Origin of the sequence: Stenotrophomonas bentonitica (assembly GCF_002887735.1) — a bacterium.
GTDB classification, from domain to species: Bacteria; Pseudomonadota; Gammaproteobacteria; order Xanthomonadales; family Xanthomonadaceae; genus Stenotrophomonas; species Stenotrophomonas bentonitica_A.
In genome coordinates this window covers 15633-29349 of the sequence record NZ_PKQP01000001.1, presented here as the reverse complement: position 1 = coordinate 29349, position 13717 = coordinate 15633, and the positions used below count along the sequence as shown (strand labels likewise).

The 13717-nt window shown below is 59.5% G+C and carries 14 protein-coding genes and 2 pseudogenes; 10 read left to right on the top strand and 6 right to left on the bottom strand.

Going from position 1 to position 13717, the window contains the following annotated elements; all coding sequences use genetic code 11:
* Positions 1-25 precede the first annotated feature (25 nt).
* On the top strand, positions 26-406 hold the full coding sequence (locus C0R07_RS00160) for a hypothetical protein (protein ID WP_102787950.1): 381 nt from the start codon (positions 26-28) through the stop codon (positions 404-406).
* A 482-nt stretch (positions 407-888) separates the two neighbouring features.
* Here C0R07_RS00160 and C0R07_RS00150 read toward each other — a convergent pair whose 3' ends face one another.
* Both C0R07_RS00150 and C0R07_RS00145 read right to left on the bottom strand, forming a co-directional pair.
* Positions 889-1245, bottom strand: coding sequence for a response regulator (locus C0R07_RS00150; protein WP_070425411.1), 357 nt, complete (start codon positions 1243-1245; stop codon positions 889-891).
* Position 1246: 1 nt separating this feature from the next.
* Positions 1247-2388, bottom strand: a pseudogene (locus C0R07_RS00145) (ATP-binding protein).
* Positions 2389-2570: 182 nt separating this feature from the next.
* On the opposite strand from C0R07_RS00145, the gene C0R07_RS00140 reads away from it, so the two are divergent.
* The 9 genes and pseudogenes from C0R07_RS00140 to C0R07_RS00095 all read left to right on the top strand — a co-directional run bounded on the left by C0R07_RS00140 (position 2571) and on the right by C0R07_RS00095 (position 11019).
* The gene (locus C0R07_RS00140) at positions 2571-2924 is read left to right on the top strand and encodes a response regulator (protein ID WP_102788240.1); all 354 of its coding nucleotides are present in this window, start codon (positions 2571-2573) and stop codon (positions 2922-2924) included.
* Between the two features lie 101 nt (positions 2925-3025).
* On the top strand, positions 3026-3535 hold the full coding sequence (locus C0R07_RS00135) for a ferritin-like domain-containing protein (protein ID WP_102787948.1): 510 nt from the start codon (positions 3026-3028) through the stop codon (positions 3533-3535).
* Positions 3536-4369: 834 nt separating this feature from the next.
* The gene (locus tag C0R07_RS00125; RefSeq protein ID WP_102787946.1) at positions 4370-4714 is read left to right on the top strand and encodes a hypothetical protein; all 345 of its coding nucleotides are present in this window, start codon (positions 4370-4372) and stop codon (positions 4712-4714) included.
* A gap of 62 nt (positions 4715-4776) precedes the next feature.
* Positions 4777-4953 (top strand): DUF3606 domain-containing protein, encoded by a 177-nt coding sequence (locus C0R07_RS00120; RefSeq protein WP_102788239.1) that lies wholly within the window; start codon positions 4777-4779, stop codon positions 4951-4953.
* A gap of 12 nt (positions 4954-4965) precedes the next feature.
* Positions 4966-5376, top strand: a pseudogene (locus C0R07_RS20265) (DNA polymerase ligase N-terminal domain-containing protein); the annotation flags it as partial.
* A gap of 75 nt (positions 5377-5451) precedes the next feature.
* A complete protein-coding gene (ligD, locus tag C0R07_RS00115) occupies positions 5452-7539 on the top strand; it encodes a DNA ligase D (protein ID WP_428991888.1) in 2088 nt (695 codons plus the stop codon).
* Positions 7540-7579: 40 nt separating this feature from the next.
* Positions 7580-8392, top strand: coding sequence for an OBAP family protein (locus C0R07_RS00110; protein ID WP_102787944.1), 813 nt, complete (start codon positions 7580-7582; stop codon positions 8390-8392).
* Positions 8393-8687: 295 nt separating this feature from the next.
* Positions 8688-9590, top strand: a complete 903-nt coding sequence (locus C0R07_RS00105; RefSeq protein ID WP_102787943.1) for a manganese catalase family protein — start codon at positions 8688-8690, stop codon at positions 9588-9590.
* 499 nt (positions 9591-10089) lie between these two features.
* Positions 10090-11019, top strand: coding sequence for an NAD(P)/FAD-dependent oxidoreductase (locus C0R07_RS00095; protein WP_102787941.1), 930 nt, complete (start codon positions 10090-10092; stop codon positions 11017-11019).
* 15 nt (positions 11020-11034) lie between these two features.
* Here the strand turns inward: C0R07_RS00095 and C0R07_RS00090 are convergent, their stop codons facing one another.
* From C0R07_RS00090 to C0R07_RS00075, 4 genes are read right to left on the bottom strand one after another with little or no spacing between them, the layout of a single operon-like run.
* The gene (locus C0R07_RS00090; RefSeq protein WP_102787940.1) at positions 11035-11736 is read right to left on the bottom strand and encodes a GGDEF domain-containing protein; all 702 of its coding nucleotides are present in this window, start codon (positions 11734-11736) and stop codon (positions 11035-11037) included.
* A gap of 39 nt (positions 11737-11775) precedes the next feature.
* Positions 11776-12339, bottom strand: a complete 564-nt coding sequence (locus C0R07_RS00085) for an isochorismatase family cysteine hydrolase (protein WP_102787939.1) — start codon at positions 12337-12339, stop codon at positions 11776-11778.
* Position 12340: 1 nt separating this feature from the next.
* The gene (locus C0R07_RS00080; RefSeq protein WP_102787938.1) at positions 12341-12979 is read right to left on the bottom strand and encodes a DUF6766 family protein; all 639 of its coding nucleotides are present in this window, start codon (positions 12977-12979) and stop codon (positions 12341-12343) included.
* Between the two features lie 49 nt (positions 12980-13028).
* Entirely contained in the window at positions 13029-13526 is a 498-nt protein-coding gene (locus tag C0R07_RS00075) for a ferritin-like domain-containing protein (RefSeq protein WP_102787937.1), read from the bottom strand.
* Positions 13527-13717: the final 191 nt, after the last annotated feature.

The following is a 13717-nucleotide window of genomic DNA, read 5'->3' as shown; positions in this document are numbered from 1 at the left end:
TCCATTGCTCTAGAGGAGGACGGCAATGGGCAGTTCATCAAAGATTTCGTCGATTCCGAAGGTCTTGAGGCTCGAGGTGATGCCGCTGGACTTCGGCGAAGCAGCGGTCGTGGTGGAGTTGGAGTCTGAGCCGCCCAAGGGCTGGCTCAAGGCTCTCAAGCGCGAAATGTCCGACACGGAAGGGCTTGAGTCTGCCTCCGCAAAGTTCGACGGTTGCTTTGTCTACGTTGTGGGACTGGAACCGAGCCTCGGGGGCGCTGCCCGGCGAGTCAGCCGCTTGCTTGCAGCAGTTCAAGAAAGGCTTGAGCCCGGCAGTGGTGGCTCGCCAGGGGCAGAGGGGGCTACAACTCGTATTCCGCCCGCGTCCACCGCACGCGTTGCCGTCTCCATGGGCAGCGGTGCCTGAGCGAATGGGGAAAGCTGGCTCCGGCCTAATTTGCTCATGGACCCCGTTGGAAAATTCAGCGAGTCCAGATAGGCTTCTAACAACTGCCCTGGGCCGGAGACGCCGTCACCCATGCACGAAGTGGACGCGGGCAAAGAACATCTGATGTCGGTATGTGGGGAACTGGATGGCTTGCGTTCTCGGGCGCACCTAGAGCGCTTTCTAGCGAAGCACGGACTGGTGCGGAGCCAGAGGGTACCTGCGGCGCAGTTCGATGTGGCGAGCGGCATAACGTCGGGCTTTTGGATAGAAGTTGTTGTGGCCTTTGAGCCATCCGACGGCAGCAGGGGCTTCTTCGCGTCCATGCTCGTGACCAGACACAGCAAGGTGGAGCACCTCCGACAATGCGTCTTGACCGACTAGCAGGGTATGCCGTCAGCGAGCGCTCTGGTGTTGGGCAGCTTAACCAGGGTGGTCGCGGCGTCGGCGCATGGCCTTACGGCTTACTCCAGCTGCTCGTGGATCGCCGTGACCAGCTGTTTAAAGCGATAGGGTTTGGGCAAAAAACGCACGGACGCCGGGATGGGGGGGAGCTGGGATCGTTGAAGGCCCGATACCACCAGAACCCGGGCGCCGGGCTGTGTCTCGGCAACCTGCGCAGCCACATCCAGGCCTGAAATGCCACCGGGCATGCTCACGTCTGTGACGACTACGGCGTATTGCGTTCCACCCCTCAACTGAGCGATCGCTTCCATTCCATCGGATGCAGGGGTGACCGCGAATCCTTGTTCGGACAACGCTTGGGCCACCACCGTGCGCAAATCGTCTTCGTCTTCAACGAACAGCAAATTAATGGTCATATCAAGGCTCGTGGATAGGAAAGCAGAGCACGATGCGGGTGCCTTCTCCCGGAACGCTGCTCAGTTGGGGAAAGCCCCCCGATTGTTTCGTGAAACCAAAGACTTGGCTGAGCCCTAGACCGCTGCCCCGTCCTACCGGCTTAGTTGTGAAGAACGGCTCGAAAACGCGAGCCTGATGAGAGATTGGGATGCCCTCGCCATCATCCTCAACGGTCAAGCAGACGAGCTGCTCGAGGGCGCCATTGGCTGAGGCAGGATCGCGCGCTTCCCTTGCGCCTGTCGAAATCGTAATTGTGCCGCCGTTGGGCATCGCGTCGCGGCTGTTGCATACCAAGTTCAGCACCGCCGCCTCTAGCTGTGCCTTGTCGACGAATACGCAGGGAAGATCCTCATGGAGGTCGAAGACCAACTTGACCGCCTCTCCCGCAGAGCGCTCTAAGATTCTTGGGATTGACGAAGGGAGGCAGTCAAATCCAAGCGCTCAGGAGATAGCTTTTGGCCTCGGCCGAACGTTAGCAACTGCCTAGAGAGAAGCGCGCCACGCTCGGCCGCGCGCAGAGCGGTCTCAATCAGCTTGGCAGCGGGCCCGTCTTTGACACGCACGCTAATGAGATCAAGGCAGTTGACGATGATGGTCAATAGATTATTGAAATCATGGGCCAACCCAAGAGTCAGCTTCCCAATCGCTTCCATCTTCTGCGCTTGAAGAAGGCTATGTTGGACCTGCTGCAACCGCTCTTGAGCGTCATGTCGCTCGGTGATGTCGCGAGTCACCTTGGCGTATCCGACCAAGACGCCGTCGACCCAGATAGGGTCGATCACAACGCTCGCCAAGAAGCGGGAACCATCTTGGCGAACCCGCCACCCATCTTCGATGCATCGCCCCTCAGTAGCTGCCGTCCGGAGATTGCGCTCGGGCACGCCGGCTGCGGCATCGTCGGGCAAGTAGAAGCGAGAGAAGTTCGTCCCAATGACGTCCACGGCGGTGTAGCCCTTGATTCGCTGCCCGCCAGGGTTCCAGGTCCGGATTACGCCATGCGTGTCCAGCATATAGATTGCATAGTCGGTGACGGAGTTGATCAGAAGGGCGAACTGCCGGGACTCGTCATTGAACACATCTTTGGGGTGCTGCAACTCAGTCACGTCTATCCTCCCCGAGATCGCTTCACCCTAAGGGAGAGTTTGTAAAGGAATCGTAAAAAACCGTACGTCATGCGCACTTTGATGCCCTCTTTACACAACTAAACGGCTCCGCCTTCACACTAGGCTTGCATGGAAAACGCAAAGCGCGGGAGGGTAGCCTTATGGCAGACGGATTTGGAGGAGTGAGTGTGTTCTTGGTCGAGGATGAGCCGAGCTTGATGTATGTGCTCGAGGAATCGATCAAGAGCTTGGGCTACGCCGTCGGAGAGAAGGCAGAGTATCTACCGGAGGCACTAGAGCGTGCGAAAAGCGTCGCGTTTGATGTCGCCATGCTCGACGTCAATTTGCATGGTCAAGAGTCGTTTCCTGTTGCAGACGTTCTCATGGAGCGTGGAATTCCGTTTATCTTTACGACGGGGTTTGGGAAGACCGCCCTGCCTGAGCGGTTCAAGCGCGCTCCGGTGATGGAGAAGCCGTTCCGTCTCAAAGACATCCATCGCGCGATCACTGAGCTTCAAGAGAAGCTCTCCGCCTGACCCCGGCTTCTGGCTTCGCCTCGCCTTCACCCCGACATCGCCTCGCTTCGATGGCCTCCTGGATAGGGTTAGCTTCCACCTACCCAACGAGGAGATTTTCAATGGCGGAACCCAAAGAGAACCTGCTGGACTGGCTTCGCGACGCTCATGCAATGGAGCAGCAGGCAGAGACCATGTTGAAGGGGCAGGCTTCCCGCATTGAGCACTATCCGGTGCTGAAAGCTCGGATCGAGGAGCACATCCAGGAAACGATCGGACAGCGAGAGTTGCTTGAGGGCTGTATCAAGCGCCTCGGCGGTTCTCCTTCCACCATCAAAGATATGATGGGGAAGATGGCCGCGTTCGGCCAGGCACTGGGTGGGATGACGGCATCGGACGAAATCGTGAAAGGGGCGATGGCCGGCTACGTGTTCGAGCACTTTGAAATTGCCTCCTATACCGCGCTGATCGCGGCAGCCAAGACCGCAGGCGACCCGGAAACGGCGCGCGTGTGCGAGGAAATCTTGGTCCAAGAAGAAGCGATGGCGGACTGGCTGGCAACGCATTTGCCGGAAGTGACGGAGGAGTTTTTGGTCCGCGATGCCGCCCCCGGTGTTGAGGCCAAGAAGTAAAGACCCAATCATTCCTTGGCGCCCCGTCGGAGCGTCTCCCCTCTCCGACGGGGCAAGGATGCCGGCTTATCTCCTTCCCCGATAGCTCAGGCATCGACGGAACTCACGCAGCGCCGGCAAGACCACCAAGAGCATCGCAGGCACAATGGCAAAGGCCCACAAGTGCACCGGGGCCGGCTCAAGCGTCAAAAATGGTCCGGCGTCCTTGATTGGCAGAGACCAATAAATCGCACCGATTGCGACCCAGGGCGCGATGTCAAGAACGCTGTGAACGTGCTGCTCCACGGGCCTGATTTTTCGCTTTGGATAGGCTACCCGCGTGTCGCAGTATCCCGTGATCGCGTGGAGGCATACCAGGGCTAGAAGGAGCGCGAACATCCCATGCGATGCGCGAAAGCCGAGCCAAAGGACTGTTGCCAATCCGAGCAAAGCGATTTGTGCTAAGTGCAACCTCGACTCCGCTAGACCCGAAGTGGACTCGATACTGCTGGTTCTATGTAGCCAAAAGTCCATCGCCCCGGCAGTCAGCCAGAGGAGATAGAGGCTATGCCACACGGTCACTTCCAGTCTCCGTTTGCCGCGTCGGTGGCAAAGCTTTCGCTCGTCTCACGCCTCATGGTAGCTCCCGTTGTGTGCCGCAACTCGGAAAGATGAACACTGTAAAAAGGTGGTCTTCAACGCGATGTGTTTTTCGTCACGTCCAGGGCTTGGTCCTTGTCTCTTATGAACGAGTAAGCGGCCGCCTGCTCGTTTGACAAGCCTTTGACGCGACGCTGACGCGTTGTGCCCGGTTCTCGGCGGATATTTATTTCTAAACCTTGTCAGGAGAACCCAGTGAGCGCTTATCCCCAGTTCCGTGCAGCCACGCCTCGGGTGACCCGGGTGGAGATGGCCAACCTTTACGTTGGAGACGACACGACGGCAGTCCAATTGGATGCTATTCCGTGCGAGACGTGGATTCAGAACCTTCGAGCGTTGGTCAGCCAATGCCCAGAGCTTTCCGGAGCTCGCCTCGAGATTGAAGGGTTGTGGGTCCATTTCACCGGTCTGGGTAAGGGCGTCCGGCCCGTGGCGCCTTACCTCTTGGAACTGATCGCGGCGGCAGGTGAAATGGCCTACGCCCCCCCTCTAGTTCCGAGCTCTTCATTCGACAACCCTGGCGCCTTTGTCAGCCGATGACGTTGTGGGTCGGTGATTTTCAATTCTGCGAAATTATGTGCGAGAACAAACAGGAGATAACGATGTCGGATGATAAGAAGAACACGGGCAGTCCTGACCGCGACCGCATCAATGTCAATGAAGATTACGAATTGCAGTATTGGACCAAGGCATTGGGTGCCAGCGCCCAAGAGCTGAGGGATGCAGTCAAGGCCGTGGGTCCTACTGCGACAGCCGTGCGCGAGCACTTGGGCAAATAAATCGGAGTGGGGATGTCCCTGACCGAATACCGACGTAAACGAAGCTTCGACAAGACAAAAGAGCCTGAGCCAGGGAAGCAGTTGCCCGGAGGGCGGCGGGCCATCTTTGTGGTCCAGCTTCATCATGCCAGTCGGCGCCACTACGACTTCCGGCTGCAAATTGGTGATGCGCTTAAGAGCTGGGCCGTCCCTAAGGGGCCGAGCTACGATCCTAAGGTTAAGCGAATGGCAGTGGAGGTTGAGGACCACCCTGTCGATTACGCGACGTTCGAAGGCGAAATCCCGAAGGGGCAATATGGAGGTGGTCACGTCGCACAATTTGACCACGGCGTATGGGCTACATCGGGGGACCCGGAAGCGCAGCTGGCCAAGGGGCATCTGCGCTTTGAGTTGTTCGGCGCGAAGCTCAAAGGCGGCTGGCACTTAGTCCGGTCAGGAAAGTCAGCCAAGCAGCCGCAGTGGTTGCTGTTCAAAGATGACGACGACTTCGCCAGTGACGTGGAAGCGGACGATTTGCTCGGCGATGTCACTGCGCCTCCGGCGGAAGACCTGAAGCGCGCAGGCGCCGGTAAGGCCGACAAGAAAAAGCTCACCGCAGTAGCATTGCCGAAGAAACGGCGGCGCATTGACTGGGCAAAGAAGGCCTCGGCGCTGACCAAGGCAAAGAAGGCCAAACTGCCCGAGGGCCCGTTCGAGCCGCAGCTGGCCAAGCTTGGCGATGCCCCACCCAAGGGCGACCAGTGGGTCCACGAAATCAAGTGGGACGGTTACCGCATCCTGGCGACGGTCACCGAGGGCGAGGTGCGGCTTTGGTCCCGCAATGCGTTGGAATGGACAACAAAGATCCCTGAAATTCGCGACGCTGTGGCCGCATTAGGACTCACGTCGGGGGCATTGGACGGTGAGCTCATTGCTGGCAGCGGCACGAAAGAAGACTTCAATCTCCTTCAAGCCACCTTGTCCGGAGAGCGCCAAGGGACATTGGCCTACGCCTTGTTCGATCTCCTCCACATCGATGGAATTGACATTGCCGACGCCCCCCTGTCAGAGCGCAAGCACCTCTTGCAGGAACTCTTGAAAGAAAACCCTGACCACTTGGCCTACAGCTCACACATCGAGGGCGACGGGGAATCGGCCTACCAATTGGCAGGGGAACGCCACTTCGAGGGGATTATTTCCAAGCGGGCTGACCGGCCCTATCACGGAGGGCGGAGCGAGGACTGGAAGAAGACGAAACAGTTGGCCAGCGATGAGTTTGCGGTGGTTGGCTACACTTCCCCAAAGGGCAACCGTGCCGGGTTTGGATCGCTTCTTCTCGCCAAGCCTGATGAAAAGCACGGCTGGCTCTACGTCGGCCGGGTGGGCTCGGGTTTCTCAGATGAACTCATCAAAGAGCTGAGTCAGCTTATCGGCAGGGCCGGTGGAAAGACTCCAACGGCCCAAGTGCCCACCAAGGACACCGATCTACGGTCGGCGACGTGGTTTAAGCCCCGCTTCGTCGTGGAGGTGTTCTACCGAGGCATCGGCGGGCAGCAACTGCTGCGCCAGCCCTCGCTCAAGGCCGTCCGGCGTGACAAGGGCGTGGCTGACCTGGCCGACTCAGACAGCGCGCCTTCAGCGGAAAAGCCTACGGACGCTTCCCAGCTCAAGCCGTCCCGGAAGGCAGCCAAAAAAACTTCAGCGGGCGGGGCGGCCAAGTCAGCAGGTGAAGCGCGCACGCCGCCCAAGCTGTCCAGCCCTACCAAGGTGATCTTTCCTGACATCAAGGCCACCAAGCAGGACGTATGGGATTACTACACGGCTGTAATGGACCAGTTGCTGCCGGAGGTGATTGATCGCCCCTTATCGGTCATTCGGTGTCCCAGCGGGACGGGAAAGCCCTGTTTCTTCCAGAAGCACCACACCGCTGGCTTGGAGCTGGTGGACTCGGTCCGCCTGAAAGAAGACAGCGGCATCAATGCGCACTATCTGGTGGTCCGCGACGCGGCCAGCCTGCTGGAGCTGGTGCAGTTCAACGCTTTGGAGTTTCACCCATGGGGCAGCCACGCGGAATCGCCTGATCGGGCTGATCGCGTGGTTTTCGACTTGGACCCGGGCCCTGATGTTCCGTTCTCCGAGGTCAAAAAGGCCGCCGTGGACATTCGCAGGTTGCTCGAACAGTTAGAGCTGGAGTCGTTCTTGCGGGTGTCGGGAGGGAAGGGCTTGCACGTGGTGGTGCCCTTGAACCCCGGGTGCGATTGGGACCTGACCAAGCGGTTTGCCAAAGGGTTCGCCGAGGCGTTGTCTCAAACGGAGCCGACCCGATTCCTAGCCACCTCGACCAAGAGCCTTCGCAACAAGCGCATCTTTGTCGACTACCTGCGAAACGGTCGCGGCGCAACGGCTGTGGCGTCCTATTCACTGCGTGGTAGGCCCGGCGCGCCCGTGGCCATGCCCATCGCTTGGAGCCAGCTCTCCAAGCTGACCCGCGCGGATGCGTTCACCATGAAGGACGTGCCTGAGAAGCTGAAGCGGCGCCGCAAAGATCCTTGGGCGGGCATCAATACGATCCAGCAAAATCTGGCCCGGTGGGCGCACGACGACTGATCTTGGCCCCTGCATCGAAACCGATTTAGGAGTAAGCACGATGCGTCGATCCATTCTATCTGCCACAGCCGCGCTTGCCTTGACCGCCTGCGGAGGCGGGAACACCGAATCCAGCGTGCAAGCCCCGGGGGCCGAGGAGACCGCCAAGACCAAGGTGTTGGAGGCCGGCGCGGCCCTGCTTCAAGATCGCCCGCCGATTGCCGCGATCAACGCCTACTTGGACGGTTTCCATTTCTATAACGGCCGGGTGGACGCTCAGATGGAAGCACACCACTATTGCTCCCTCCTCAACGAGGATGTCATTCAGTGCACGATCTACGACGGCAATGTGAGAGACGCCAAACTGATGGGCGTGGAATACATCATCAGTGCGAAGCTGTTCGCTGGCCTCCCTGAGCAGGAGAAAGCGCTTTGGCATAGCCACGTCCACGAAGTGAAATCGGGGCAGCTGATCGCACCAGGGATCCCTGAGGTGGCCGAGCATGAGCTCATGGAAAAACTCATCCACACGTATGGAAAAACGTGGCACACCTGGCACACCGATTTGGATAAAGACCTGCCGCGTGGGATGCCGCAGCTGATGATGGGTTTTACGGCCGATGGCCAAGCCAGCCCGGCGATGGTTGCGGCTCGAGATGCGCGGCTGGGCGTCAGCAGCGAGGACAAACGGAAACGTCGCGCAGACATCCCCCAGCCTGCCATAAACCCGGGAGCAGACGCTTGGCAGAAGGGGAGGGCGGTCCAAATCCCAGACTCCACCGGGGTGCACGCTCACGGCGGCAGCAATGCGGTCAAGGAGCCTTCCAATCGCGACCAGAACGCGACGTCCAAGGGGTCGGACGAAGGTGGATGAGGTCATGCTTGGTTGCCCAGTTATACGGCCGTTGGCAAAACGTCCAGCCGCCAAGTGCAGCAGAAGGGGATGTCGCTCACATGAGCTTGGCTCCCGCCGCCGCAAAAAAGGTAGACGTGGCGCCGAACGTTAGGCGCGCATCAGGAGAGCGTATGCGATAGAGCGGGCTTTTCGTCACGGCTCTCTACGGAAAGACAATGGCGAAGCACGCACGATGCGTTTGCCGAGGAAAGAGAATTCGACTCTTCCCGTTTTCACCAAGGCAAGCCAAAGCCAGCCCCAAGGAGACGCGCAAATGTTTCTTCACCACAAGAAGTTGATGTATACGGTTCGGGTCAAAGAATCCAACCCCGCCTTGGCGGCGTTGATGCTCGAGCAGTTCGGAGGTCCGCAAGGCGAACTGGCCGCAGCGATGCGGTATTTCACGCAGGGTCTCGGGGAGGCTGATCCGGGCCGCAAGGATCTCCTGATGGACATAGCGACCGAAGAAATCAGCCACCTTGAGATCATTGGCACGATCATCGCGATGCTCAACCGTGGTCCCAAGGCCATTCAGTCTGAAGGCATGATGGAAGCCGAAGATATGCGTTTGATGGGCCAGAACAGCACCAGCCACACCGAGCAGATTCTGTATGGCGGTGGCCCGGCGCTGGTCAACTCAAGCGGGGTGCCTTGGACAGCTGCATACATCGACAGCATTGGCGAGCCCACGGCGGATTTGCGGTCGAACATTGCGGCAGAAGCACGCGCGAAGATCGTCTACGAACGTCTCATCAACGTGACCGATGACCCCGGTATTAAAGATGCTCTCCGGTTCCTCATGACCCGTGAGATCGCGCATCAGAAGTCGTTTGAAAAGGCGCTTTACAGCATCCAGCCTAATTTCCCACCGGGCAAGCTGCCCGGGGATCCTGCGTTCACCGACCTTTACATGGACATGTCCCAGGGCGAGGGCGATGTCGAAGGCAGCTGGAATAGCGGCGAGCTGTGGGAGCGTGTCACTGATCGGGACTCTCAAGCGGCCTTGGACGGTGGGGATGGGACTTGCGACGTGGACCTCAGCGAAAGGGAGCAAGGCGCCTTGGAAGCCATGGCTGCGAGAACCCTCTCTGACCCGGACGCGCGCCCGGCGACTGGCGCAGAACTGGGCGCAGGCCCCGGCGCTGGGGCTGTCGACATCAATCCGCGAGAGCCGTAACCAGTTTCAACAGAGCCCGCCCCCAGGCGGGCTTCCTTGTGTAAGAGGCAGTGCAAGCTGGGTTATCGGTCAGAGCCCTGAGCCCGCCTCGTCACTCCCTTCGTCAGTGTGGCAGGCGCGGCGATGTGGCACCGTCGGACTCGGCAATCCGTGCATTGCTCACCGCCTGGTGGGTCCCGCAGTGCCGGCACTTGAACAGGGCACCACCGGGCAACTGCACCAATGTGTGCTCGTCGGACGAGGACCTGGCGCCACAGCTGCCACAGTCCAAGGTCAACGCCGTTACTCGCTCGATGCCGCCGGCCGCGTTGAAGACCGCCTCGAAACTGGAAATATGGATAGGGGTGCGACTTGGCATGGGTGCCACGGGAGGTGGGGGTGCCCTAGGATGTGGTCGATACTGTGATCAACCCGTCGAGACGCCGACTGGCAGCATTGGGTGGAACCGTGACAGGCCCACCGCACATCACTTCACCGACCAAAAGAGCGACGATCCAAGATGAGCAATCCTAGCGCCAGATCCTCTGAGGAGCTTCCTATTTTCGACGCCGTGGTGATCGGCGGGAGCTACGCAGGCATGTCAGCCGCCCTGCAACTGGCCAGAGCATGCCGTTCGGTGTTGGTGATTGATCAAGGACAGCCACGTAATAGACGCGCTGCAAAAGCGCATGGATGCTTGGGCTGGGACGGCGTTGCTCCTGCGCAGATCCTTGAGGTGGGACGCCAACAGCTACTCGCCTATGATCGAGTGCAATGGTTAACCGACGAGGTGATCGAGGCTACCGGATCGGTCGAGAGGGGTTTCGCGATCCATTGCGCTTCCGACTGGCGCTACCAAGCACGACGGTTGATCCTAGCCCACGGGGTGGTGGATCAGCTGCCAAGCATTCCAGGCCTCGCGGAGCGATGGGGCGAGACGGTCCTGCATTGCCCTTATTGCCACGGCTATGAGATCTGTGGAACGCAAATCGGGGTGCTTATCGCATCAAAAGCGGAGGCTTTAGCCCAAGTCAAGGCGCTTTCCCAGTGGGGCGCCGTCACCGCGTTCCATGCCGGGACGCTCTCGAAGGATGACGTGCGAAGGCTTTCGGGGGAGCTGGAGGGCATTGGAGTGACGTTGGAGGAAAGTGCATTGGCCGGTGTGACCGGCAACGCGATCTTGAACCTGGCGGACGGGAGCGTGCGGGACGTGGAAGCCTTGTTCGTTCACCCTGAAACCTGTTTGGCGTCGGACTTGGCTACGCGCTTGGGCTGCGAGACAGAGGATGCAGGATGCATCACCACCGATTCGGCCAAGCAGACCACCGTCGCTGGGGTGTTTGCGTGCGGGGATGCGGCCCGGTTTGCGGGGAACATCGCCTTGGCGGTGGGGGAAGGGGCTCTAGCAGGCGTGGCTGCTCACCGATCTTTGCTGGGTTTGCTCCCCTGACGGATGCTCAAAGGCTCACGAACGCTCTTGCTTCCGTCGATCGTAGAGCTTTATGTCGGCCCGATTGATGGTGTCGCCTACCGACTCATGAGGTCGGCTGATGGCGCAACCCCCGGAAAATCGGATCGGCGCTTCATCCGCGCGATCTCGGTAGCAGGCTTCCAACTGGTTCATGCGCTCGCCCGTCGCGCCGGGAACGAAGACCAGGAATTCATCGCCTCCGAGACGGATCACGACCTCGTCGTCTAGAAGCTTGGACTCAAGAACCGCCGCAAATTCGACCAATACAGCGTCCCCCTCTGCGTGGCCTTGGGTGTCGTTGATCTCCTCGAAGTGATCCAGGTCGAAGACAAAGCAGCCCCAAGCGTCCAGCTGACGATGAGCGAGCTCGGTGAGATAGCGTCGGTTGAAGCATCGGGTCAACGGATCCCGGATGGCCAGCTCTTGGAGTTGTTGCTCTTGCAGGTGTTGCGTGGTGATGTCCTGGGCATGTCCCAACACGTAGGGTGGCTGCGCTTGCCTATCCAGAACGTTGTGGTAGGCCCAGAAGCGCCGAGACCCATCCGAGGCGACAAGTTCCATCACTCCTGAATCGCTCTGTTCCTCTTTGATCGTGGCCAGATAGGCTTGGAGTTGCATCCGCCTGACCGGCTTGGAAGCGTAGAGTCGTCTGGGCCAGTTGTCTGTGAACGGCATCGAACTCAGGCGTTCCTCCATCGCGCAACTGCATGGCAAATGGAACGTCCGACCTACCTGTCACCGTTCATGTCCGCTCTCGAGCGAACGTAGAAGCGCTTGGGCCGTGCGCACTTCGACTCCGCCAGTGGAGCGCAGCAGCGTCAGAGCCGAAGGCCTGCGTTGCGGCAAGCAGGCCGTAGCATCAGACACCACCACCGTGGAGAACTCTCGGGAGTTGGCATCGATTGCAGTGGCGATGATGCAAGAGTCCAAGGCCATCCCTGTGAGCACCAACGTGCTGACGTCCAGCTTTGCAAGAAGCACGGCCAATGGCGTGGCAAGGAAGGCCGAATGTTTCGGCTTGAGCACCGTGTAGTGGTCCGGCCCGGGAAAAAGCAGCTTTGCGATTTCACCAGGCGGACCTGGTTCGTGGCGACAAACCTCAGCAAGCTGTTGGAAGCCGCACTTCCAGTCGCCGAAATTATCGTTGGCATAGATCACCGGCCATTGTTTTTCATCAAAAGCATCCCGAATACGCCGAGCTTTCTTTGCGGCCTTAAATGCGAGTGAGGCGAGTTGTGGACCGTCTGGGAAGTCGAAACGCGAAAAAAGATCAACGATGAGCAGGGCCGGGCGCGGCATGTCAGTCCCCCGTCTGGGCGTGTGGAGCCTCGACTGCCTTGGACTGGGGCGAATCCTTCTGACGCAGGAAAATGGTCAGCACCACCAAGGCAAATACGGCGAGGAACTCACTCTGCCAGTTCTGCATCGACTCGAACCAAAAATCACTGCTGAATAGATGCTCCAGGAAGTCAGGGACAGGCAGATTCTCCAGCCGCGCTTCGTCGCACCGCGCACGCCAGCTGCCAAGGGCATGGAGTGCAAAGGAGATCGCAAACAGGCTTAGAAAGGCGATGGCGAGAGAATGACCATAAATTTTCTTCCACATCCCCCCTCGGCGGACGGGCCACGGGGCAGGGCCGGCGTCGAGTTTGGGTTTTTCCTCGCTGGGGTCGAGGGGGCGGGACTCCGCCGAGCCGCGTTGACGCAGTCGGACAGTGAGCAGCACATACATCCCCATTTGAAGGAACTCGCTCTCCCAGTTCTCAAAGGTCGCACTGCTGAAATGCCCGGTGGTCAGGTAGGTCCCAAAGCCCAGGGCGGCTTGCCCATGCTGCGCCAGCTCCTCATTGTGGACGTTCCAGCCGGTCACGGCCTGCGCGCTCAAGAACAGCACGGTCAGCACTACCAGGACGATGGATAACCCGTTTCGACGCCACATGCTTCCTATCCAAGTCAGAGGCGGGCCCGGGGGCCCGCCTGTAGTTCGGTCACTTGCCCGCTGCGGCCTTTTGATTGCCACCCTGTTCGGCGAGAAGGGTGAGCTTTTCGTCGGTCGATTTTTCTTCCTCTAGCGTTTCCAAGAGGTAGGGCAACGCGTCCTTGTAACCGAGCTGCTTGGCGAGCGCCGCGATCGTGCCATAAGAGGCGATCTCGTAGTGCTCCACCTTTTGGGCGCCGCCGATCAGAGCGGCGTCGCGCACAGGTCCCTTCTCAACCGACTCAATCACTTCTTTGCCTTCCTCGACCAACCCCTCCATGGCCGCACACTTGATGCGCTTAAGGCGGATGCCCAGCACTTCGACGACCTGATCGATGCGTTCGATTTGACCCTGTGTCTCTTCCAGATGGGTCTCGAAAGCAGCTGCGAGATCCGGGTTCGCAGCTGCCCGGGCCAAGCGGGGCAGCGCTTTGGTGAGCTGCTTTTCAGCGCTGTAAATGTCAGAAAGCTCGTGAACAAACAGCTCTTCGAGGGTTTTGATTGCCATCTATCGGTCCTCTGCTGTGGTGAGCCAATACCTTGCCGCCAGCCTCGCCCAAGACACGTGAAGGCAGGCCCTCTGACCTTGAGGCTTCCTTAACTAAGGTTGCCCCAGGTCCCTGGGATCGCCGGGCAAACGCGGTGTTCTAGGGGGAGGAGGGGGCGCTCGGCGGGAACTTCGGAAGCTCGGCTCGCCTC